The sequence below is a fragment of the Halorubrum sp. Ea1 genome, from assembly GCF_002252965.1.
GTDB lineage: Archaea > Halobacteriota > Halobacteria > Halobacteriales > Haloferacaceae > Halorubrum.
Genome location: NZ_NHPG01000012.1, coordinates 1 through 23,255 on the forward strand (window position 1 = coordinate 1; position 23,255 = coordinate 23,255).

The 23,255-nt window shown below is 70.6% G+C and carries 17 protein-coding genes and 1 pseudogene; 7 read left to right on the forward strand and 11 right to left on the reverse strand.

Features of this window, described 5'->3' with window-relative positions; translation table 11 throughout:
- Positions 1-182 precede the first annotated feature (182 nt).
- Positions 183-1,073, forward strand: a complete 891-nt coding sequence (locus tag DJ73_RS01545) for a hypothetical protein (protein ID WP_094557112.1) — start codon at positions 183-185, stop codon at positions 1,071-1,073.
- A 27-nt stretch (positions 1,074-1,100) separates the two neighbouring features.
- Here the strand turns inward: DJ73_RS01545 and DJ73_RS01550 are convergent, their stop codons facing one another.
- Entirely contained in the window at positions 1,101-1,397 is a 297-nt protein-coding gene (locus DJ73_RS01550) for a hypothetical protein (protein WP_094557113.1), read from the reverse strand.
- Between the two features lie 105 nt (positions 1,398-1,502).
- Here DJ73_RS01550 and DJ73_RS01555 point away from each other — a divergent pair, with 105 nt between their 5' ends.
- Together DJ73_RS01555 and DJ73_RS01560 are read left to right on the forward strand one after the other, a co-directional pair.
- On the forward strand, positions 1,503-2,390 hold the full coding sequence (locus tag DJ73_RS01555; protein ID WP_094522453.1) for a DMT family transporter: 888 nt from the start codon (positions 1,503-1,505) through the stop codon (positions 2,388-2,390).
- A 60-nt stretch (positions 2,391-2,450) separates the two neighbouring features.
- Positions 2,451-4,091, forward strand: coding sequence for an ATP-binding protein (locus DJ73_RS01560; RefSeq protein ID WP_094557114.1), 1,641 nt, complete (start codon positions 2,451-2,453; stop codon positions 4,089-4,091).
- Positions 4,092-4,119: 28 nt separating this feature from the next.
- On the opposite strand, the gene DJ73_RS01565 is transcribed toward DJ73_RS01560, so the two are convergent.
- Complete coding sequence (locus tag DJ73_RS01565) at positions 4,120-4,617, reverse strand: SRPBCC family protein (protein WP_094522449.1); 498 nt, start codon at positions 4,615-4,617, stop codon at positions 4,120-4,122.
- A 143-nt stretch (positions 4,618-4,760) separates the two neighbouring features.
- On the opposite strand from DJ73_RS01565, the gene DJ73_RS01570 reads away from it, so the two are divergent.
- A complete protein-coding gene (locus DJ73_RS01570) occupies positions 4,761-5,687 on the forward strand; it encodes a DNA-3-methyladenine glycosylase (RefSeq protein WP_094522447.1) in 927 nt (308 codons plus the stop codon).
- An 88-nt stretch (positions 5,688-5,775) separates the two neighbouring features.
- Positions 5,776-6,162, forward strand: a complete 387-nt coding sequence (locus DJ73_RS01575) for a DUF555 domain-containing protein (RefSeq protein WP_094522445.1) — start codon at positions 5,776-5,778, stop codon at positions 6,160-6,162.
- Between the two features lie 222 nt (positions 6,163-6,384).
- On the opposite strand, the gene DJ73_RS01580 is transcribed toward DJ73_RS01575, so the two are convergent.
- The 5 genes and pseudogenes from DJ73_RS01580 to DJ73_RS01600 form a co-directional block, all read right to left on the reverse strand.
- Positions 6,385-6,618, reverse strand: a complete 234-nt coding sequence (locus DJ73_RS01580; protein ID WP_094522443.1) for a UPF0058 family protein — start codon at positions 6,616-6,618, stop codon at positions 6,385-6,387.
- 209 nt (positions 6,619-6,827) lie between these two features.
- Entirely contained in the window at positions 6,828-7,007 is a 180-nt protein-coding gene (locus DJ73_RS01585; protein ID WP_094522441.1) for a hypothetical protein, read from the reverse strand.
- A 108-nt stretch (positions 7,008-7,115) separates the two neighbouring features.
- The gene (locus DJ73_RS01590; protein ID WP_094522439.1) at positions 7,116-8,126 is read right to left on the reverse strand and encodes a transcription initiation factor IIB family protein; all 1,011 of its coding nucleotides are present in this window, start codon (positions 8,124-8,126) and stop codon (positions 7,116-7,118) included.
- Between the two features lie 273 nt (positions 8,127-8,399).
- Positions 8,400-9,355 (reverse strand): annotated as a pseudogene (locus tag DJ73_RS01595) (mechanosensitive ion channel family protein).
- A 72-nt stretch (positions 9,356-9,427) separates the two neighbouring features.
- Positions 9,428-10,696, reverse strand: coding sequence for a hydantoinase/carbamoylase family amidase (locus DJ73_RS01600; protein ID WP_094522436.1), 1,269 nt, complete (start codon positions 10,694-10,696; stop codon positions 9,428-9,430).
- A gap of 95 nt (positions 10,697-10,791) precedes the next feature.
- Here DJ73_RS01600 and DJ73_RS01605 point away from each other — a divergent pair, with 95 nt between their 5' ends.
- Positions 10,792-11,004: a PLDc N-terminal domain-containing protein gene (locus DJ73_RS01605; protein WP_094522434.1), complete on the forward strand. Its 213-nt coding sequence runs from the start codon at positions 10,792-10,794 to the stop codon at positions 11,002-11,004.
- A 4-nt stretch (positions 11,005-11,008) separates the two neighbouring features.
- Here DJ73_RS01605 and DJ73_RS01610 read toward each other — a convergent pair whose 3' ends face one another.
- From DJ73_RS01610 to malA, 4 genes are all read right to left on the reverse strand, one after another.
- Positions 11,009-12,040 carry a sodium:calcium antiporter gene (locus DJ73_RS01610; protein ID WP_094522433.1) on the reverse strand — a complete coding sequence of 344 codons (1,032 nt, stop codon included), beginning with the start codon at positions 12,038-12,040 and terminating at the stop codon, positions 11,009-11,011.
- Positions 12,041-12,044: 4 nt separating this feature from the next.
- On the reverse strand, positions 12,045-13,535 hold the full coding sequence (gene malQ, locus DJ73_RS01615) for a 4-alpha-glucanotransferase (RefSeq protein ID WP_094557116.1): 1,491 nt from the start codon (positions 13,533-13,535) through the stop codon (positions 12,045-12,047).
- Positions 13,536-13,612: 77 nt separating this feature from the next.
- Positions 13,613-16,267, reverse strand: a complete 2,655-nt coding sequence (gene gghA, locus DJ73_RS01620) for a glucosylglycerol hydrolase (RefSeq protein WP_094557117.1) — start codon at positions 16,265-16,267, stop codon at positions 13,613-13,615.
- Positions 16,267-18,399 (reverse strand): alpha-amylase MalA, encoded by a 2,133-nt coding sequence (malA, locus tag DJ73_RS01625; protein WP_094522427.1) that lies wholly within the window; start codon positions 18,397-18,399, stop codon positions 16,267-16,269. Before malA ends, gghA begins: the two co-directional genes overlap by 1 nt.
- Positions 18,400-18,511: 112 nt before the next feature.
- Here malA and DJ73_RS01630 point away from each other — a divergent pair, with 112 nt between their 5' ends.
- Positions 18,512-23,242, forward strand: coding sequence for a glycoside hydrolase family 15 protein (locus DJ73_RS01630; protein ID WP_094557118.1), 4,731 nt, complete (start codon positions 18,512-18,514; stop codon positions 23,240-23,242).
- The last annotated feature ends 13 nt before the right edge of the window (positions 23,243-23,255 follow it).

Consider the following 23,255-nt stretch of genomic DNA (forward strand, 5'->3'; position numbering starts at 1 on the left):
TTGCCCCACACGATTTTTTGGAGACGCGTAGCGCGAGCGGTCGGCAGAGTTGACCGTGGTACGACCCCGGCAACCGCCGTGCGACCAGTTTACGTCACCGATCGCCGCGAAGCAGCCGAATTTCAATATTGAGATGTCTACCCATAAGTTTATGAATTTTGTCGCTGAAGCTAACGTCACACATGGCCGTTCCGACGGACCCTGATCACGACGTCACGGTGCGACTGTCCGCGACGGGGCAGCCACCGGTTCGTGACGATGTGCCGTCGGAACGAGTGATCTCCGTGCTGTTCGGAACCGGAATCGAGGAGTGGCGACGCGGGTGGCGCGACTCGCCCGGGTCGGGGCCCTCCAGCGAGGCGATCGTCTCCGCGAGCGACACCACCCGGGGATCGACGGCGACGACACAGGTCGTTCCGGGACGGCGGCTCGCGTACACGATGCTTGACGCGTCCACCGAGCTCGATCGCGTGGTCGACGCCGTTTCGACGTACGTCGCCGATTCCGAGGGGGAAGTGCCCTCGATCGTCGTTGACGACATCGTTCCGGTGGTGACCGACAGAGGAGTCGCTGCGGCTCGGTCGTTCGTAACGGGGTTGCGCGGGCTGTCCGGCGTCGACGATGTCGTCGTCGGGTGTTCGTATCGTCCCGAAGTGGCCGCGGACGTCCGATCGCTGTTCGATCCGACCGGCGACGTGGGAAGCGTTGACCATCCCGTCGCGGGAGCCCTGGACCGACTGCACCGTGACGACCCGACGACGTTCGGGTACGTGCGCCGCCACTGGGCAGAGGCGCGCGAGGGGCTGGAGCGCTGTACGCGGAATTACCCCCAGTCGCGGCAGGTCCACGCCGCCCTCTCCGACCCGGAGACGACGCCGCGGACGCTCGGCGCGACGCTGTCGGGGCTCGTGCGGCTCGGTGTGCTCGACACGTGGGGGGAGACCGTCGGCTCGACGCGGTACGATCTCACCGCGTACGATCGAGATCGGATGTGGGTCGTCGGGGCCGTCCTCGCGGCGTCGGCGGACGAGACGGATCCGGACGGCGGACCGGGGACGGTCGGCGACGACTGACCGGTGGACGCGTTCGTCCCGTCCGATTCACTCCGTCTCGTCCTCCGGCGTTGAAGTCGGGGGGTTGAGCTCGTGTGACACGACGGTACCGTCCGATTCGAGCGTGACCGTCCCCAGCGTGACGGTCGTCTCTGCCTCGAACCGTTCGGCGATGGTCCCGAGAACGGCCTGCTGATCGAGCAGGTCCCAGACGGTCTCTGCGACCAACGATTGGAACGCCTCGGGGTCGGTCCACCCGGAGTCGACGTCCGACGGGACGTGAACGACGAACTGGAGTTCCGTATCGGTGAGGTGGATCCCCACGCCGAACGTGTCAGCGCACATGCGTCGCCGTTCGAACCGGAGTCGCAAATCTCCGTCGGCACGTTACCGAAGGCGACGACTCGTCCCGAAACCCGTAAGCGACGGGGGGCGAAACGACCGACGACGATGTCCGCCGACCCTCGCGTCCCACCGACGGCCGCCCTCGCGACCGCGGTCGTCGCCGTGAGCGCCGGGGCGATTCTCGTCAGGCTCAGCGCGGCGCCGAGTTCGGTGGCCGCGTTCTACCGCGTCCTGTTCACGACGCTACCGCTCCTCCCGGCCGCAATCTGGCGGTATCGGACCGAGTTCGTCCGAATCGGCCGCCGCGATCTCGCGTTCGCGACGCTGTCGGGGGTCGCGCTCGCGCTCCACTTCGCCGCTTGGTTCGAGAGCTTGGAATGGACGAGTGTCGCGGCGAGCGTCACGCTCGTCCAGGCGCAGCCGGTGTTCGTCGCGCTCGGCGCGTGGCTGCTCCTCCGAGAGCGCGTGACGCGCCGAATGGCCCTCGGCATCGCTGTCGCGGTCGCGGGGATGGTCGCGATGTCCGTCGGCGACCTCCTCGGCGGAGTGCTCGTCGGTCCGCGACCACTCTACGGGAACGGATTGGCGCTGTTCGGCGCGGTGACGGCCGCCGGCTACGTCCTCGCCGGTCGCTCGCTCCGGCAGCGCGTCTCGCTCGTCCCGTACGTGGTCGTCGTCTACGGCGTCTGTACCGTGGCGCTCTTCGCGGTCGTGCTAGCGAAGGGGCATCCGCTCGGCGGGTATCCACCCCGTGAGTGGGCGCTCTTCGCGGGGCTCGCACTGGGCCCGGGACTGCTCGGTCACACCGTGCTCAACTGGGCGCTCGCGCACGTCGAGTCGAGCGTTGCGTCCGTGTCGCTGCTGGGCGAACCGGTCGGCGCGACCGTGCTCGCGTTGGTCCTTCTCGCCGAGGTTCCGACTCCGATCACGCTGGTAGGGGGCGCCGTCGTCCTCGCTGGGATCGCGCTGACGTCGACGGGGACGGCGAGCTAACGTTCTCACGGCCGATATTCGGGCGTTAACGTTGAAATGTTATCGGCCGGACCTATCTGTATGCCTCGTCGTTCCGCAGTCGTCTACGTCGGTGACGACACGAACGTCCGCCGCCGCGTCCGCGAAGCGGTCGCGGACGCGTGGAGCGCCCCCCGGACGCCGGAGTACGGGGTGGCCGCCCCGGCGGCGCTAGCGCCAGCCGCGGAGGAGGAGCGGTCGCCGCTCGCCGACGCCTGCGGGATAGTCACCACGGCCGATGCCCTCGCGTCGGGAGACGTTCGGAGACGCCTCGCGGCGACCCCCGAGAGCGTGCCGGTGATAGTCGCCGTGGAGGAGCCGGGAGTCGAACTGACCCGCACCGTCATAGACGCGGGCGCGGACGACATCGTCCGCGTCGATCCGAACGAGCGAGCGGAAACTGACGGAAGTTGCACCGACTCACTCGTCGAGCGCCTCCGGGACGCGATCGAACCCGCGCTGACGCGACTCGGCGCTGACGACGTCGTACGGCTTCGGGAGGCGCTGCTGGACGCCGGTACCACGCTGATGAGCACTCGGTCGGACGAGGTCGAGACGAAAATCGTCTGGACGATGGAGCAGGTCGGCCGGCAGGTCGAGGTGGACCGAATCATCTGTTACTTGGACGCTGGAGACGCGTTCGAGCCGGCGTATCACTGGTCCTCGGGGAACTGCGACCCCGGCTCGAAATCGTACGCGGAGTTTCCGGGTCCCGAGGCGCTGTCCACGTTCGAGAACGTCGTCCGTCCACCGATCTCCGCCGGTAAATCCGGGGACGCGACCCCGACCGACGAGGGTCCGCTGTCGGACACGGGATCGCCCCCGGGCGCGAACGCCGGTTCGGTTCCGGGTGCCGGGGACGGAGCCCCGCCGGCGACGGTTCACGTCCCGCTCGTCAGCGACTGGGAGCTCATCGGCGTCCTCGCGTTAGAGACCGATGAACCGCGAGCGTGGACCGAGGACGAAGTCGCCGCGTACCGCACCTTCGGCGACCTGATAGCGCACACCCTCGCGCGGAACGAACGCCGGCTCGAACTCCGTCGCCAGACGGAACGGCTCGAGCAGTTCAGCGCGGTCGTCTCTCACGACCTCCGGAACCCCCTCAACGTCCTCTCCGGGTACCTCGACCTCGTCGAGGACGACGTCGCGCGCGCGGAGTACGAGGCGATGGAACGCGCGGTACACCGGATGGAGACGCTCATCGAGGACCTCCTCATGCTGGCGAAGCGCGGCGACGCGATCGACGAGACGGAGTCCGTCCCGGTGGCGTCGCTCGCCGAGGGCGCTTGGGACTGCGTGCGGGCGCCGAAGGCGACGCTGACGGTCGGGGACGACGTCGGTCACGTGGAAGCCGATCCGGAGCGTTTGCGGCAGCTGTTCGAGAACCTCTTCTGGAACGCCGTCGACCACGGCGGGCCCGATGTCAACATCGAAGTGGGAACCGACGGCGATGGCTCGGGCGCGCGTGGGCTGTACGTCGCTGACGACGGACCGGGGGTACCGCCCGACGCGCGCGACTCGCTGTTCGACTCGGGGTTCTCGACCGCCGGGAGCTCGGGGCTCGGGCTCGCGATCGTCGACCGGATCGCGGACGCCCACGGCTGGGTGCTCGAGGTCCGAAACGACGGCGGTGCGGTGTTCGAACTCACCTTCGGAGCGGAGACGGCGGCCGCTCCCGCCTGAACCGGCGAACCGCCCGCTTCCACGACCGTTACGCCTCGAACCGCTCGATCGTCCGCCGGTGTCGGTCGCGGAACATCCCCTCGAACCCGACCTTCGCGAGGGGGCCGGCGACGTCGCCGAGCGGGCCGAGCGGGAGCCGGTACGAGACGCTGTCGACGAGGAGGGTCTCCTCGCCGTCGGCGTAGAAGGCGTGGGTGTGTTCCCACCGACGGAACGGGCCGCCGACCATGTCGTCGACGAAGCGCGCGCTCTCCTTGACCGGGGTGTCGCCGTCGGGCTTCCGCTCGACGATTCGGGAGACCCACCGCTGTCGGGGCCCGACGCCGAACGGTCGCATCGACATCCGTATCCGCGATCCCTCGACGAGCACCGCCGGGTCCGGCTCCCCGTCCGGCCCCTCGACGCCGGCGATCCGGAGGTTCATCCAGTCCGGTGTGAGTGCGCGGAGGCCGTCGATCGTGGAGTGAAACGCCCACACTTCGTCGATGGGGGCGGGCACGCGGGTCGTCCGGCGGTACGTCGGCATACACCCGCTACGTGGCGACCGGTCAAAAACCCCGCTTCGCCCGTGGGAGTTGCCGCCGATCGGTCCCGACGTCTCGGACGCGACGTCGCTGGCCACCGCCGGTACCGAAATCCGAATACGGCTGCGACCCTCTCAGATCGGTAATGGAACGAGGCGCGATAGATATCGCGGACCTGGACGGGCCGTTCGATCTGCAGGCAACCGTCGAGAGCGGTCAGAGCTACCTCTGGAACCGCGCGGACGGCGAGACGTACGCGGACCTCCACGCCCACGGCGGCGACGACTGGTACGAGACGGTCGTCTCCCCGATCCCCGGCGTCGTCGACGAGCGCGTCCCGCTGCGGGTCAGACACGAGGGCGGGGTCCACGACGGGAGGCTCCACTGGGAGTCGGCGATCGACGCCGTCCCGCTCCTCAAACACCTGTTCCGGCTCGACGACGACCTGGACGCGATCCTCGACGCGACCCCCGACCTCCCCCTGCTCGAACGAGCGTACGACGCGTACGAGGGAATGCGGCTCACTCGCGATCCGGCGTTTCCGTGTCTGATCTCCTTCATCTGCTCGGCGCAGATGCGCGTCGCGCGGATCCACGGGATGCAGCGCCGCCTCCGGGAGACGTACGGCGACGTCGTCGAACTCGACGGAGCGGCGTACCACGCGTTCCCGACGCCGAAGCAGCTCGCCGCCCGGACGGAGGCGGAGCTTCGCGACCTCTCGCTGGGCTACCGCGCGCCCTACGTGCAGCGGACGGCCGAGATGGTGTCGTCCGGCGAGGCGGACCCGCTGGCGGCGGCGGAGCTCCCGTACGAGGAGGCGCGCGAATCGCTGACCCGGTTCGTCGGCGTCGGGGACAAGGTCGCCGACTGCGTGCTGCTGTTCTCGCTCGGCTTCCTCGAGGCGGTGCCGCTCGACACCTGGATCCGGACGACGATCGAGGAGTACTACCCCGACTGCGAGCGCGGCGGCTACGTCGAGACGTCGCGGGCGATCCGCGAGCGCTTCGGCGGCGAATACGCCGGATACGCCCAGACGTACGTGTTCTACTACCTCCGGGCGGGCGGCGAGTGAGTCGGGACGCTCGCGCGCGGTCGTCGTTTCGACGTTTCGACCTGTCGGCCGAAGTTTCATACTCGCGCGTGTGGTACACGTCACCGTGATGGACTGCCGAGTCGTCGTGGAGGCCGCCGTCCCGGTGTACGACGTCGGGACCGCGGACGAAGCCGTCCGGATCGCGATCTCGAAGACCGGCGAGATGCTGAATCCGGACCTCAGCTACGTCGAGATAGAGACCGGGAGCCGCACGTCTCCCGCCGGCGAGGAGCTGCCGCCGGCCTTCGTCGCCGCCGACGAGGCGCTCGTCGCGCTCGAACTCCGCATGGACGTGTTCAACGTCGAACGCGCCGAACACGCCAGCCGGGTCGCGCGCAAGGAGATCGGCCAGCGCCTCCGGAACATCCCCCTGAAGGTACTCGACGTCGAGGAGTTCGAAACGGACGACGAGGGGGACGACGAGTCGGAGTCGCTACCCGACGACGGGCCGTAACGCGCCGGCGACCCCGAGCGAGACCGTGGACCGGAGCGAGTCGGACAGCCCTTGGTGTGGACGTCGCTCTCGCGGGCCGAGAGATCCACCGGGTCGACTACCGACTGGGCGACTACCGACTGAGAGAGTGCCGACTACGCGAGCGTCGACTGCGCGGGAGGCGAGCCCGCGAGTACGGCTACCGCTCGGCGAGCGGGGAAGGACAGGAAGCGGGACGAAATTTCAGTCTGCGGTCGGGGCCAGCGGCTCCGATTCGGACTCCTCCATCGGCTCCGTGATTCCCTCGGTCAGCTTAAAAACGGCCGCTTTGTGGTCGGTCTTCGACTTGTGAATCGATGTCGGCTTGACGCCAAGTTCTTCGTAGGCTTCGAGGTCAATATCCTCGTTCCAGAATTCGCACTGTTTTCGTACCTCCGCGAGAAGGCCGTGAAGATGGATGAGCTCCTGCTTCTTCATGAGTAACAGCCCTTTGCTACCGGAGGTTTATATTATTATCTTGAGTCACGTTACCATGCAACTTTGCGTATTCACCGGATACGAGGCGTAGACGGGTCTTTTCGGGTTATCGATCGGGAAGGATTCGTTCGCACGCGCCCGCTGAGGGGGCCCGAGACGGAGAGCCGTCCCGCCGCGGGGCTGACTCGGTTTCGAAGGTCGCGTGCGACTTACTGGAACTGCTTGACCGCCTCGAGGTCGCGCTCGGTCCGCATGAACTCCGTCAGCCGGCGGGTCGCGTGACACTCGGGGCAGCTGAAGTTCGAGCGGAGGCTCTGGAGATCAGCGGGGTTGTCCTGCCATTCCTTCGTACACTCCGGACAGACCAGTCTGACGAACGCATCCACCATGGCCTGCCGTACACGCGGCCGGGTTAAAAGCGTACGTGGCGAGGGCTATTCGAACGCGCTCGAACGCGGGAAGAAAATGACAGGGAGAGAACGGATCGAACGGCGGTGTTAGGCCGCCAGCCCCTCGCTCGCTTCGAGGAGCTCCTTGTACCGGTTCCGGATGGTGACCTCGCTGATGTCGGCCACGTCGGACACCTCGCTCTGGGTCACCTTCTCGTTCGAGAGGAGCGCGGCCGCGTACACTGCGGACGCGGCGAGCCCGACCGGGGACTTCCCGCTCGTGATGCCGGATTCTTTCGCGCCGTCGAGGAGCTCGCGGGCCAGCCGCTGGGTCTCCTCGGAGAGCTCCAGCCGCGAGACGAACCGCGGGACGTAGCTCCCGGGGTCCGCAGGCTGGACGCGAAGCCCGAGCTCGCGGATGACGTAGCGGTACGTCCGGGTGAGCTCCATCTTCTCGACGCGGGAGACGGCGGTGAACTCGTCGAGGCTCCGGGGGTTCCCCACCTGCCGGGCGGCCGCGTACAGCGACGCGGTCGCGACGCCCTCGATGGAGCGGCCGGGCAGGAGGTTCTCGCTCAGCGCGCGGCGGTAGATGACCGAGGCGGTCTCGCGGACGTTGTCCGGGAGGCCGAGCGCCGAGGCCATGCGGTCGATCTCGCCGAGCGCCTGCTTCAGGTTGCGTTCCTTCGAGTCGCGGGTGCGGAACCGCTCGTTCCAGGTGCGGAGCCGCTGCATCTTCTGGCGCTGCCGGCTCGACAGCGACTTGCCGTAGGCGTCTTTGTCCTGCCAGCCGATGTTCGTCGAGAGCCCCTTGTCGTGCATCATGTTCGTCGTCGGGGCGCCGACGCGCGACTTGCTGTCCCGCTCGCCGGAGTTGAACGCGCGCCACTCCGGCCCGCGGTCCACCGAGTCCTGTTCGACGACGAGCCCGCAGTCGTCGCACACCGTCTCGCCGTGCTCCGTGTCGGTGATGAGGCTCCCGCTACACTCGGGGCAGGTCGTGGTCCGCTCCGCCGTCGTCGACTCCGTTTCCTCGGATTCCGTCTCGGTCGTTCCGCTTCGATTCGTTCGTTCTCGCTCCGTCTCCCCGCCGTAGTCGCGCGTACGTGTTTCTGTCATGGGTTCTCTCCGATCGAACTCCCGACCGAAATACTGGTGCCGGGCTCGCCGATTCGTTAACCAATAGTAAGTCACCAGAGTATATAAATGTGACGTGTTTAAAGTTACCACACACCTCATTTAACGGCCCATATAGGCCCGATACCGCCCGTTTCCGTATTATCGCATCTTCGTCGGGATCGGCGGCCGGATGACGACCGAATAGTTACAGTATATAAATCATGACGGAACGGCGACCGACCTCCGTCCGGCGGCGGCTCGATCGCCTCCGCGCTAGCGATTTCGGCTCACCGGGAACGCCACGCGACCGGGCGCGTCGTTGAAACGGTCGAGGATCCGCTCGTACAGCCGGTTCTTCACGCGCTGCCCGCGACGCGGATGCGTGAGGTACCGAACGCGAAGCTCCATCCACGACTCGCCCTGCGTCACGTTCACCGTCGGACGATCGTGGACCTCTAGCTCCACGGGCGTCTCGGCGAGCGCCTCCCGGTACGCCGCGATTCCGGCGGCCATCTCGTCGCCGATCAGGTCGCTCGCCTCCTCGGCCATGACCTCGCGCGCGAAGTCGAGATCGGTCTCGTAGGCGACCTGGACCCCGACCTCGTTCCACACGTAGGGGGAGCCGCCCCCGCCGAAGTTGACGACGTTCGAGGAGAGCACGACGCTGTTGGGCACCGTCACCACGCGTCCCGACGGCTGGTTCGTCGTGACGAGCTCGCCGTTGATCTCCCACAGCGTCGTCACGAGGAAGTCGACGCCGATCACGTCTCCCTTCGCGTCGTCGATCCGGACGCGGTCGCCGACGCCGTACGGTTGTTTCACGGTGATGTACACCCACGCGATCAGCGACAGGAGGGGCTGTTGGAGCGCGAACGTGACCGCGAAGCCGATGACCCCGAGCGAGAACAGGAGTCCGAGCCAGTTCTCGGTCAGCACCGCGAGCGTCGCGATCGTCCCCACGAAGCCGAAGGCGAGTCGCAGGAGGTTGCGCGTGTTGTACGCGCGCCGCTTGTTCGCCGACCGCATCAGGACGCCGACCGCGAGGAGGTACGACCCGTACAGCAGCGCCCCCGCGGCGACAACGAGCAGCGCCCGCCCGACGACGAGCGTCGCGGGGTAGCCACCCAGGTCGGGCCAGCCGCCGAGGACGCCCGTCGTTTCGACGATCGTGGCAACGGCGGCGGCGACGACGCCGAGCGCGACGGCGGCGACGCGAGTGGACGTCTCACGCTAGCCGCTCGCAGCCGACCGCCAAAACGGTTGTGACGTCCGGTCGTCCGATCCGACCCCGAGTCGCCCCGCTACGCCTCGTCGCCCGTGACCCGCGTCAGCGCCCCCGCCAGCACCTCGGTCGCGGCCGCGCAGTCCTCCCAGTCGGTCCACTCGCGGGGGTTGTGCGAGATCCCGTCCCGCGAGGGCGCGAAGAGGAGGGAGGCGTCGGTGACGCGGGCCACGCGCATCGCGTCGTGTGCCGCGCCGGAGTGGAGGTCGAGCGCGTCCCGTTCGGCGTCCGCCGCGGCGGCGTGGGCGGCCTCTCGGAGGCGCTCGCTCATCGGCGTCGGCGCCACGTCGAAGGGGCGGTCGAACGACGTCTCGACCCCCCGTTCGCGCTCCAGTCGGGCGAGCGACTCGCGCGCGGCCGAGACGATCGCGTCCATCGATTCGGTCTCGACGTCGCGCACGTCGACGCCGGCCTCGACGTGGCCCGGAACAACGTTCGTCGCGTTCGGCGAGACGGAGAGCGACCCGACGGTGCCGACCGCGGAGACGCTCGACTCGTCGACGACGTCGTTCGCGGCCGCCTCCACGTCGAGGACGAACTCGCTCGCGGCCGCGAGCGCGTCGGTCCGGTCGCCCATCGCGGTCGCGCCGGCGTGGTTCGCCTCGCCCTCGACCGTCACCTCGCAGTGCGTGATCCCCGTGATCGTCGTCACCACGCCGGCGTCGGCGCCCGCCTCCTCCAAGACGGTGTCCTGCTCCACGTGGAGCTCGTAGAACGCCGCCCACGACGCGGGGTCGATCGCGTCGTCGCCGCGGTAGCCGATCCGGTCGAGCGCCTCGTCCAGCGTCTCGCAGGCGTCGCTCTCGTACGCGAGGGCCTCGTCGACGGCCGTCTCGCCCGCCGCCACCGACGACCCGAGCAGCCCCTCCCCGAAGGTGCCCCCCTCCTCCTCGGTGAAGCTGACGACGCCGACCGGTCGCGCGGGTTCGACGCCCGCATCCCGCATCGCGCGCACGGACTCCAAGGCGGCGTACACCCCGAGCGGTCCGTCGAAGATCCCGCCCTCAGGAACGCTGTCGAGGTGGCTCCCGCTCACGACGGGAGCAGCCTCCGGGTCCGCTGAGTCGGGGACCCACGTTCCGAGCACGTTCCCGACTCCGTCGACCGCGACGTCGAGGCCGGCCGCCTCCAGGCGCTCCACCAGCCGGTCTCGCGCGGCCGCGTTCGCCTCGCTCCCGGTCCGGTTCGTCCGTCCGCGCCTCTCCGGGTCGTCGTACTCCACGCGTCCGAACGCCGCGTTAGCCTCCAGGTCCGCGCGGAGTCGTTCGGCGTCGACTGGCAGGTCCATGCGCGGATCGGAGGGCCGCCGGACCAAAACGGTTCGTGGTCGGCGCGGGACCGGGCCCCAAAGACACTTATTACGCCCCCGAGTGATATCGGCCGATGTCCCCGATACTGCTCCAGGAGGCCTTGGCCGGCGGGATCGCCTTCCTGTTCGGTCTGCTGGTGCTGCTCGTACAGCTCGCCATCATCGTCTGGATCTACTCGGACGCGCAGCAGCGTAGCGACCAGCCCGCGTTCCTCTGGGCCATCGTCGCCTTCCTCGCGCCGCTGCTGGGCCTCGTGCTCTACTTCATCATCGGTCGGACTCGGTAGGCGCTCACACCCCCCGCAGGAGGCTCGTTACGCCGACCGTCTCGGCGATCATCCACGCCACGAACAGCAGGTACGTCGCGAGTAGGATGTACGACTCGCGGCTCGTGAGCGACAGGTCCGTCCGGAGCGCCGCGAACAGCAGGACCGTCGCCGCCGTGAGCACCCCGAACATCGGAACGGCCGTCGAGAAATTCACCTCAACGCGGCCGACGATGAGCACGCCAAGCGGGATGGCGACGAGGAGGTCGAACGTGTTCGAGCCGAGCACGTTCCCGAGGCTCGTCGCGCCGCGCCCCTCCTGCGCCGTCCGGAGGCTCACCAGCGTGTCGGGGAGGCTCGTCGCCGCCGCGACGATCGTGACGCCCGCGAGGAACTCCGGGATGCCGAAGGTCGTGCCGAGCGACTCCACCGACGCGACCAGCCGCTCGACGGTCACCACGATGACGAGCAGTCCGGCCGCGAGCTTCCCCCACTCCCGTCTGACGTCGACACCGTCGCGCACCGTCTCGATGTCGGCGTCGCCCACGTCTTGGTACTGAATGAACAGGTAGAGCCCGTACAGCGTCAGCGGGATAAGCGCGAGCGGCCGGGTCAGCTCGCCCGCGATCGCCTCGGCGGGAACCGGGACGTAGATGACCGCGAGCGAGAAGGTGACGACGAGCGCCGCGACGGCGATCATGTAGAACTGCGCCTCCTTGTACACGATCGTCCGGCTGGACTCCAAGGGGCCTTGGGCGCCGATCCCGGCCAGCGCGGGGATGACGAGCACGTTGAAGATGGCGGAGCCGACGAGCGCGCCCACGCCCATGTCGAAGACGCCGACGAGCGCGGTGACGAGCACGCTCACCAGCTCCGGGAAGCTCGACCCGACGGCGACGACGATCGAGCCCTGCACGACGGCCGGCAGTCCGTAGTACGCGGAGAGCGTCTGGGCCGACTCCTCGAGCCACCCGCTGCCGACCCAGATGGCCGCGGTCGCTCCGGCGATCACCGCGACGTGGAAGAGTGGCGAGTCCGGGAGGATGCCACCGAACACCGCGTTACCGGACGTGCCGTCCGGCGAGCTCCCACAGGCGGTCGGCGATCTCGTCGTCGAGGTCGTCCCGAGTCACGCGCCACTCCCAGTTGCCGTCGACGGTCCCCGGCTCGTTGAACCGCGACTCGCTGCCGAGCCCGAGCAGGTCTTGCATCGTCGTCACGGCGAGCACAGCCTCGGAGTCCCACACCTCGTCGATGATCTCCCACTCGGGCGCGCGGTCGCCGTCGGCGCCGACGTTGTACCGGAAGCAGTCCCGCTGGCGCTCCGGGAGGTCCTCGAAGTAGCCGATCCACGTGTCCGTGTCGTGGGTCGAAGTGTAGCCGACGACGCCCTCGGGGTAGTGCATCGGCTGGTACGGGTTCCCCTCCTCGCACCAGTCGGCGTACTGGGGGACGCGCATGCCGGGGAAGCCGAACTCCGCCATCAGCTCGTTCATCGCCCGCTCCTCGAACCCGAGGTCCTCGGCGATGAACGGGGCCTGTCCCAGCTCGCGCTCCACCGTCTCGAACAGGTCGCGCCCCGGCCCCTCCCGCCACTCGCCGGCGGCCGGGTCGTCGCGGTCGGCCGGGATCGCCCAGTACTTCACGAACCCCAGGAAGTGGTCGAGCCGCGCGACGTCGGCGAGCTCGAACAGCCGCCGGAACCGCGCGATCCACCAGTCGTACTCCCGCTCGGCGAGCCGATCCCAGTCGTAGACGGGGTTCCCCCAGCGCTGTCCGTCGTCGCCCGGGTTCGGCGGGACGCCGGCGACCGCGGTCGGACGGTTCCCCTCGTCGAGCCGGAACGCCTCGGGCTTCGCCCACACGTCGGCGGAGTCTAGCGCGACGTATATCGGCACGTCGCCGACGATCGAGACGCCCTCCTCGGCCGCGACCGATCGGAGCTCGCGCCACTGCCGGTCGAACGTCCACTGGACGAACTCGCGGAACCGGACCTCGGTCGCGCGTTCCTCGCGCGCCTCGGCGAGCGCCTCGGGGTCGCGGGTTCGGATGGGTTCCGGCCACTCGACCCACGTGTCCTCGGGACGCGCGTCGGCCAGCGCCCGGAACAGCGCGTAGTCGGCGAGCCAGGGCTCGCGATCGCGGAACGCGTCGAGGTCCGCCTCGTCCTCCTCTCCCGCTTCCGCGTCGAACCGCTCGAATGCGTCGCGCAGCAGCGGGAGCTTGTACTCCCGGACCGCGCCGTAGTCGACGCGGTCGTCGGGGAAGTCGGGGACCGGTTCGAGGTCGGACGAGTCAAGCCAACCGTCGGCGACGAGCCCGTCGAGGTCGATCAGGAGGGGGTTGCCGGCGAACGCCGACGGCGACTGGTACGGCGACTCCCCGGCGGCGTGTATCGTCGGCCCGAGCGGACAGATCTGCCAGTGGTCGACGTCGGCGTCGCCGAGGAACGAGAGGAACGCCGCGGCGCCGTCGCCGAGGTCGCCGATCCCGTGTCGTCCCGGCAGCGAGGTGACGTGGCAGAACACGCCGTCGGAGCGGTCGAATCGCATGCGTCTCCCTGCGACCCCCACCGACTCAAGCGTTGCGTCCGAACGGGGGGCTCGGATGTCGCGGCCAGGCGGCCGACTCAGTCGCCGCGGCCCGCGCGCCAGACGACCGCGTCCGCGGTCTCGATCGTGACGACCCCCGCGTCCGATCCCACCGAGGCGTCGGTGTCGGGCGCCGCGAGCGCGACGGTCCAGTCGGGCGCCCCGTCGCGCTCGCCGCCGTCGTCGCGCCCGGCGACGCCGAGGTCGTCGAGGACGTCCGTCGGCGACACCTCGACTGGGGTTCCCTCCACGTTGCAGGCGACGAGCAGCGCCTCGTCTCCGTCGGGGTCGCGTCTGAGCGCCTGGTACACCACGGTTCCCTCCGTCGGATGCCGGTAGCCGAACGCCTCGCCGCGGTCCGGGTCGACGTCGCGGCGGAGCCAGGGCCGCGGCTGGCGGAACTCGCGGACGCGGCGGTCGAACGCGGTCCGCGCATCGCCCTGAGCGTCTTCCCAGCGGTCCAAGACGAGGTACTCGGCCACGTCGGCGCTCCAGGCGAACGAGAACGCTTGGAGGTCGGTGGCGGCGAGTTCGCCGCGAGCGTTACCTCGAAGGGGGGTGCCCTTGACCGACAGCAGCTCCGCGATCAGGTCGAGGTCGTAGTCGGTCGCGTCGACCAGGGCCGCGAGCGTCGTGACGAACTCCCTCAGCTCGGCGCGCGTCTCGAATCCGAGCTGTTTCAAGCGCGTGAACGAGTCGCGCTCGCCGTACGCCCCCTCCGGGACGTGCCAGTCGATCCACGGCGCCTCCTCGGCGACGACCTTCACGTTCCACGTCGGGTCGGTGTCCCTGACGAACCCCCACGGCGCCCGGTAGTTCGCGTGGAGGAAGTCCATCGGGACGCCCGGCATCGCGACGTGGAACCAGACGAGCGCGGCGGGGCTGTCGTACGCCTCGCGGATCGTCTCGGGCGGCGAGTCGGCGAGGTACGGGTTGATCAGCGCGCCGCCCCAGTCGTCGGTCACCTCGACCTGCGAGCCGCGCCGCAGCGTGTCGTGGTTCGCGACGCCGGTGATCCACTGGCTTCCCATCTCGCCGACCTCGCGCATGCGCCACCACTTCGTCGCCCAGAACGTGAGGAGCGCGGGCTTGTTGTGCGCGAACGTCACCGGCGACCACTGGAACGCGTGCGGGTGCTGCTCGATCAGCGTGCGGTACGTCGACGCGAGCTCCCAGTCCTCCCGCGGCCACGGGCGGCCGTCCTCGTAGATCATCCACGGGCGGTACTCGGTCCCGGCGACCTCATGGGTCACCCGGTCCATCTCGGCGAGGAACGCGTCGTCGTGGACCTGCTCGCCGGTCTCCTCGTCGTGGTACGTGAAGTCCTGCGCGCCGTCGATCCGGATGCCGTCGGCGCCGAAGTTCGCTTTCCGGCGCTGTAACTCGAGTATGATCGCCCGAACGACGGGCTGGCGGTAGTTCAGGTGGAGGCCGTACATCCCCGGCCCCTCGAAGAACGGGTCGGGAAGCAGCTCCGCCGCCGCCTCGTCCGCGTGCCCGAGCGCGACGTCGAAGACGACCCGGATCGGGTCGGGCATCCCGTGGCAGGCGGCGATGAACTCGACGAGCTCGTCGGGCCGTCCCGTCTCCAGTATCGCGGGGTTCGCCGCTCCGAAGCCGCTCACAACGACGTCGTACCCCCAGTTGGTCTGGTCGGGGCGCTCGACGCCGACACTCGCGCGCTCCAGGTCGCGCTCGCGGTCGAACGCCGACGCGGGGTCGACTGGCGCGTCGTCCGACCCGCCGCCGCGCTCCGGGCCGGACCCGCGAGCGTTCTCGCCGTCTCCGGGCTCGTACGTTCCGCCGGGGCGCCAGTACCACTGGCGCCCGTACGCCTGCGTTAGCGGCTCGACCGGCATGAGCTGGATCGCGTCGTACCCGACGTAGTTCCGCTCGTGAGGTGCGAGCGGCTCGCCGGTTCGGAGCTTCTCGCCGATCGCCTCGAACCGCTTCGCGAGCGCCGCGAGCGACCCCGATTCGGTCGACGTGCCGGGGTGGATCTCAACCATGCTCGTCGCGGGGTCAATCCGCGGGAGCCCGTCGTCCGCCGTCGTCGGGAGCGCCTCCTCGTCGGTCCCGAGCGAGTCGAAGTGGTCGCCGTCGGGGCGCGTCGCGTCGAGGCGCGGCCAGTCGTAGGCCTCCGCGGGCGCGAACGCCCCGAACGGGAGCGAGTACGCGAGGGGGTCCCGAACCGTCTCCCATTCGTCGCCGCCAGCGGTCCGGTACACGAGCTGATACAACGCGCCGAGCCGGTCGCGCGTCCCGAGCGCGATCCCGTCCACGGCGACCCAGTGGAACTCTTCGTCGCGCTCCACCGGGAGCCGGTCGACGCGAAACGTGGCCTCGCGGAGGTCGTCGCGGCCGGGGTCGACCGCCGTCTCGTCGCCGTCGCCCCCGTCCTCGGCGACGGGAGTGAACAGCTCCAGTCGCACGTCGTCGACGGGGACGCCGGCGTCGACGAGGTCGGGCGTCCAGAAGCCGAAGGCGACGCCCTCGGGCGGGTCGGTCGCCGGGTCCGCGCCCTCAGGTCTGATCGGATGCGCGCCGAGGCGCTCGGCGAGCGACCGGGCCGCCTCGAACCGATCGGCCGCCGCCTCGCGGTCGGCCCGCGCCCGCTCGACGAGGGCTTCGGTCCGGTCGGGGAGCGTCTCGCGCGTTCGATCGCGCGACGCGTCCCCCGCGTCCCCGCTCATCACTCCGTCTCTCTGACGATAGCGACCTCGTCGACGCGGATCCGCTCCGTCCCTTCCCCGTCGACGACGACGCACGACTCCCCGGTGACCAGGTCGCGGTCCGTGTGGTCGGCGTCGACCGCGACGCTGGCCTCGTCGGGCGCGAAGTTGAGGACGACGATCAGCGACTCCGCGCCGTCGCTCCGGCGGAACGCCACCACGTCGTCCGGGTGGACGTCGCCGCTAGCGACGATCGGCCGCTCGCTCAGGTCGCCGCTGGCGACGTGGTACCCCACCCGTTCGAGGCCGCCCTCGGGCCCGAGCGCCGGGTGGTCGTCGCGAGTCGAGAGCAGGCGCTCGTAGCGATCTCGGACCTCGTCGCGCGCGTGCTCCCACGCGATCGCGTCCCGGCGGCCGCGCTGACCGATCTCCTGTCCGGCGTACACCATCGGCACGCCGGGCAGGGTGAACGTCGCGGCGCCCGCGGCGGCCGCGGCGGCGTCCCCGCACTCGACGCGGTAGCGCGTCTCGTCGTGGTTCTCGATGTACTGGAGGAAGCCGGCGTGGTCGGGGAAGCCGATCTCTGCGCGCTGGTCGATCGCGTCTAACACCGAGGCGGCCGGCTCGGCGCCGCGGCCGACCTGCCGGAGCTGGAAGTACAGCGTCGCGTCGAAGTGGATGTCGAACATCCCCTCGTGGAAGCCGGGGATGTACGGGATCGTCTCGTCCATCAGCAGGAACTCGCGGTCGATGTCTTTCACCCGGTCGCGGAGCTCGCGCCAGAACGAGTCGGGGACCGCCCACGCCATGTCACAGCGGAACCCGTCGACGAGCGGCGCCCACTCGTCGATCACGTCGAGGAGGAACCGCCGCACGTCGAGGTTCGCGTGGTTCAGGTTCGCGATCAGCTCCCAGTCGAAGTACGTCCCCGGCTCGCCCGACTCCTGCCACTCGAAGCGGTCGCGGTACGGAGAGTCGGGGTTCCGGTAGGCGTCCTCGAACCACTCGTGGTCGCGTGCGGTGTGGTTGGCGACGAAGTCGAACAGCACCCGCATCCCGTGGTCGTGGGCGGCCTCCACGAGCGCCTCGTACTCGTCGCGGTCGCCGAGGTCCTCCGCCACGTCAAAGAAGTCGACGATGTTGTAGCCGTGCGGCTTCCCGTCGTGCTGGAGCACGGGCGTGAGCCACAGCGTGTCGACGCCGAGGTCGGCGATCTCCGGGATCCGCTCCGCGATCGACTCGAACGCCTCGCCCTCGTCGGCGTCGGCGAACGTCCGGACGTACACCTCGTAGACGGTCGCGTCCGCCGTCCACTCGGGCGGCTGGTTCAGTCGGACCGTCTCGAAGGCGGGGCCGTCGGCGTCGACGGGGGTCGTCAGGTCCGGGTCGGCGGTCTCGTCCTCGTCAGCGTCCGCGAGCTCGCTCCGGTCGGCCCGCTCGACGGCGACCGCGTCGGCGACGCTCACCCGCTGTTCGCGACCCGGCTCGCGGGCGACGGCGACCGCGTGGACGCGGAGCCGGTCCGGGACGGCGTCGACCGGAATCCGAAGCGCGCGTCCGTCGTCGGTCGTCCGGAACGCGTCCCGCGGGTTCCGCCGCCCCTCCGCGACCGCTCGCTCGACGTCGCGATCGTCGACGACGAAGGTGACCGCGAGCTCCGACGCGTCGAGGGCGGACTCGGGGTTCGGTGTCGGCGTCGCTCGGACGACGACCTCGGTGCGCTCTCCCTCGCCCGCTGCGTCTCCGCTCGCTCCGCCCCCCTCCGCCTCCTCGACGGTCGCGTCGAGCCGGACGCGGGGACGGCCGACGCCCTCGTGGGGCCGCTCGGCGCCGTAGTCGATCGCGGCGTGGTCGGCGTCGCGGTCGCGGATCGCCGTGCCGCTGCCGCCGGCGACGTCGACGCCCTCGTAGCTCGCCGCGAACGCGCGGACCGTCAGGAGGTGGTCGCCGTCGGGCGCGTCGAGGCCGAGGCGGTACTGTCCGGGGACGTCCGGCGTGAACTCGGTTACCGAGTCCTCGCCGACTGTCGCCTCGCTGTCCGGCGGCGCGTCGGCGACGCGCCACTCGTACTCCGCCGTCGGGTCCGGGTCCCGCGGGGCGAGCTGCGTCGTCTCCCCGGTCGAGAGGAATCGGGGGGGTCCTGGGTGGTGCATGTGCCATCCATCGGCACCCGGGGTATTCGTTGTTCCCCTTCGCCGGATCGCGGCGAAACCGGTCGGTCGCCTCGTTCGTCAAGGCTTTTACCGAGGGAATCGCAGGGCGACTATGCGACTGCGAACCGCTCTCACGGAGCACGAACGTCGGCGCGGCGAGCGCTATCCGGCGGAGCGTCCCACGACCGCCGGCGCGTTCACGGGCGACGACGGCCGTCTGGTCCACGTCGGGCCCGACGGCACCGTCCACGACTGTTCGTACTCCCTGTCGGGAGTCGGCGGGGCCGACCGGCTCCGGATGGGGATCACGGCCGGCCGCGGCGTCCGCTGGTTCGACGATCTCACGACGACGCGACAGCACTACGACGAGGACACGCCGCTCGTCGAGACCGAGTACGACGCGGGCCGGTACACGATCCACCAGTTCGACCTCGTCGTGAGCGACACCCACCTAACGCACATCGAACTGCGGGGCGCGCCGCCCGCGGGCGCCGAGCTCGTCGCCGCCTGCGCGTTCTCGCCCGACATGGTCGAGGGCCGCGTCGGCAACCTGGTCCACGAGGGGGCCGGACCGGACGACGGGAGCGTCGTCGAGGTGTACCACCGCTCCGAGCACGACTTCCTCACGGCGTCGACGGGGCTCACGGCGGCGCACGGCCAGCGGCTCCGCACGATCACTGAACTGCTCGGCGAGGGCGGGGCAGGGTTCCCCCACCGCGGGGAGATCGACCAGCGCGAGGACTCGCGGCTCACCCCGGACGTCGTCGTCCGCGCGCCCTTCGAGCGCGACGGCCGGACCGAGCGCGTCACGCTCGCGAGCCGGGCCGTCGTCGACCGGCAGGAGACGCGCGAGACGGGCGACGACGCGTTGGCCGCGCTCTCCGACGGTCCCGACCGCCGCCGGCGGATCGAGGAGCTCTCTCGGATCGCGACCGCCTACCCGGACGCCGACGACCTCCGCGAGGCGGCGGCCGGCCGTGGGCCGGAGGTGCCCGAAGACGTGCCGCGGCGGGACGTGATCAGGAGCGACCTCCGGGCGCTCGACCTGCTGACGGCCGAGTCCGGCGCTCGGATCGCCGCCCCCGAGTTCGACCCCTTCTACTCGACCTCCGGCGGCTACGGCTACACCTGGTTCCGCGACGAGGCGGAGACCGCCACGGCGCTGTTGACCGCGAGCGAGGAGGTCGGCCTCGACGCCGACGAGGAGCTGCTCGCGACCGCCTCCTTCTTCTGTCGCACGCAGGACGCCGACGGCTCGTGGCCCCACCGCGTCTGGGCCGACTCCGGCAAGGTCGCCCCCGGCTGGGCGAACGCCAGGATCGAGGGCGCGAACGGGACGGCCGGACCGAACGACCAGTTGGACCAGCCCGCGTCCGTGGTCGCGTTTTTGGCCCGACTCCGCCGGACGACCGACCTCCCCGAGGAGTGGCGCGAGCGGATCGACGCGACGATCGCCGACGCGGTCGCCTTCCTCCGCGAGACGACCGAGGACGACGGGCTCCCCCGGCGTTGTCAGAACTGCTGGGAGAACGCCCTCGGGCGGTTCACCCACACCGGCGCGGCCTACCTGCGCGCGTTCGCCGCGGTCGCCCGTGCCCCGGTCGACGACGAGACGCGCGTCGCGGCCGCGGCGGCGGCCGACGAGGCGGTCGCCGGGCTCGACGACCGCTGGAACCCCGACACCGAGCGATTCCCCCAACGGGCGAGCGCGGAGAGTCGCGACGACCGTGCGGACGCCAGCACGTTCGCGCTGGCGAGCGCGACCGTCGAGTACGCGGCCCTCCGCGAGGAGCGCGCGGACGTCGACGGCGCGGTCACCGACGGCTCCGGCGCGGCGGTCGCGACGGCCGACTTCGAGGCGTTCCTCGACCGCGTGGAGAGGCACGTCCGGAACTCGATCGAGGCGCTCCGCCGGGAGACGGCCGATGTCGAGGGGATCGTCAGGTTCACCGGCGACGACTGGCGCACGGCCGAGCAGGGCGCCGCGAAGGTGTGGTCGATCGCGACGCTGTGGGGCGCGACGGCCGCCGCCTCGCTCGGCGGGCTCGTGCGTGAGCGCGACGGCGACGCCGACGAGCTGTTCGGGGCGGCCCGAGACCTCTACGCCCTCTGCGAGCCAGACGGTCACTTCGTCAACGACGCCGGGCTGTTCGCCGAGCAGGCGTTCGACGACGGGGACCTCGACGGCGCGACGCCGATCGGGTGGTCGCACGCGCTCCGGATCGAGGCGACGGTGACGCTCGCGAAGCACGGCGCGCTCCCCGTCCCGCACGACCGACCGACCGGACCGAGCGAGGCGCCCCACTGGACGACGGGCCGGAAGTTCGGCGTCGGGACCCCCGCCGACCACGAGGCCGACGACCCGGTCCCGGTCTGGTTCACCCTGACCGAGGGGGCGCTCACCGAGGCCCGGTTCCCGCGGATCGACGTGATGAACGTCCGCACGTTCGACTTCCTCGTCGCCGACCCGGAGACGGGCCACACCGTCCGGACGTTCGACGAGACGAGCCACGTCACGGCGACGGAAACTGTGGAGCGGACGACGGAACCGACCGTCGGCGACGCGCTCGCGTACACGCAGACGATCCGCGAGACCGGCGACGGCCACGGACACGAGTGGACGCTGACCGTCGAGTACGCCGTCGACACCGACGGCGACGCGGTCCTCGCGGACGTCGACTTCGAGGGCGAGGGGGAGTACGACGTGTACGCCCTGGTCGACACGACGATCACGAACGTCGGGACGAACGACCGCGGCGACCGCGTGGCGGGCGCCGACGGCTACCACCTCCTCGCGCGCAACGACGACGCGGCCGAACGGAACACGGGGAAGCTCGTCGACGACGACGGCGACTCATTCGAGGTCGCGCTCGCGCTCGCCAGCGACGACCGGTTCGAGTGGGCCAGCGTCCTCTCGGCCGGCGGCGACGAGGCCGACGCCCTGTTCAGCGAGGGGGAGCGCGGCGACGGCGACGCGGAGGCGACCGGTAACGTCGTGCTCGCCGGGCTCGTCGGGAGCGGGACCGCGGTCTCCGACACGGTCGCGCTCGGCTTCGCCGAGAACGCCGACACCGCGGCCGCGCTCGGCGAGGCCCGGGGCGCCATCTCGCGCGGCTTCGACGACGTCTCCGCCTCCTACGTCGAGACGTGGCGCGACTGGCTCGCCGGCCGGGAGTTCCCCGACTCGGTGACCGGCGACGCGGAGCTGGAGGCGCAGTACCGCTTCGCGCTGATGACCCTCGCGGCCGTGGAGGACAAGCGCCACGACGGCGCGGGGATCGCGAGCCCGTCGGTGCCGTGGGGCGAGACGGAGTACGCCGCCGAGGACCGCGGCTACGGCTACAACTTCGTCTGGTCGCGCGACCTCTATCAGGTGTTCACAGCGCTGATCGAGGTCGGCGAGGTCGAGCGGGGCGCGAACGCGCTCGCGTACCTCTACAACACCCAGCAGGACGACGACGGCTTCCTGCCGCAGAACACCTACATCGACGGCCGCACCCGCTGGGGCGGCGAGCAGATGGACAACATCGCGTTCCCGTCGGTGATGGCGTGGCAGCTGTACGAGCACGGGACCGCGCCGGCCGACGCCGACTACACCTACGACCAGGTCCGGCGCTCGCTCGGCTACATCGCGGCGAACGGTCCGGAGACGGCCCAGGAGCGCTGGGAGGAGGAGGCCGGCTTCTCGCCGTCGAGCATCGCCGCCGAGATCGCCGGACTCGTCTGCGGCGCCGCCCTCGCGCTCGCGGAGGCGGACCGGATCGAGTCCGGCGGCGACCCGGCGGGCGGCTCGCGAGACGACCCCGCCCCCGACGAGCTCCGCGCCGACGCGCTCGCGTGGCTCGGGCTCGCGGACGACTGGACCGCGCGCGTCGAGGAGTGGTGCGCGACGTCGACGGGAACCGATCGGCACGCCGAGACGCCGTACTACCTCCGGGTCACCGCCGACGGCGACCCCGAGTCCGGGCGGCCGCGGACGATCGCCAACGACGGGCCGACCTACGACGAGCGGGAGATCGTCGACGGAGGCTTCCTCGAACTCGTCCGGCTCGGGGTGAAGCCGGCCGACGACGAGACGGTCCGGAACTCCGTCTCCGTCGTCGACGAATCGATCCGCGTCGATACGCCGTACGGCCCCGCGTGGTACCGCTACGTCGGCGACGCCTACGGCGAGATCGCCGCCGGTGACCCGGGCGCGCCCTGGGCCGGCACCGGCGACGGCCGCGGCCGGCTGTGGCCGATCTTCACCGGCGAGCGCGGCGAGTACGAGCTCCGCGCCCGCGCCGACGGCCCCGACGCCTTCGGCGGCACCGAGGAGGCCGAGCTCGAACCCGCCGCCCTGCTGGAGACGATGGCCGGGTTCGGCAACTCCGGGCGGATGCTCCCCGAGCAGGTGTGGGACCGCGAGCACCCGACCGACTACGGCTGGGAGTTCGGCGAGGGAACCGGGGGGGCGACCCCGCTCGCGTGGTCGATGGCGGGCTACATCCGGCTCGCGCACGGCGTCGACGCCGGGGAGCCGGTCGAGACCCCGACCGTCGTCCGCGAGCGGTACGTCGAAGGCGACCGCCCCGCGGGGCCCGACCTCACCGCCGCCGTCGAGTACGCGGGCGAGGACCTCGTCGTCTCCGGCGAGACCGACGCCGAGGCGGTCGCGGTGTACACCGCCGACGGCTCGACGCTCGCGACGCCCGACGACGGCGCGTACGAGGTCCGACTGGACGCAGACCTCGACGCCGACACGGTGATGGTCGCGGCGGCGACGGCCGACGGCGGCGACGCGGACGCGGCGCTCGCCGACTTCGGCGGCGCCGGCACGTCGGTTAAGCGGCTTCGGCTGTAACGGATCCGCGGCC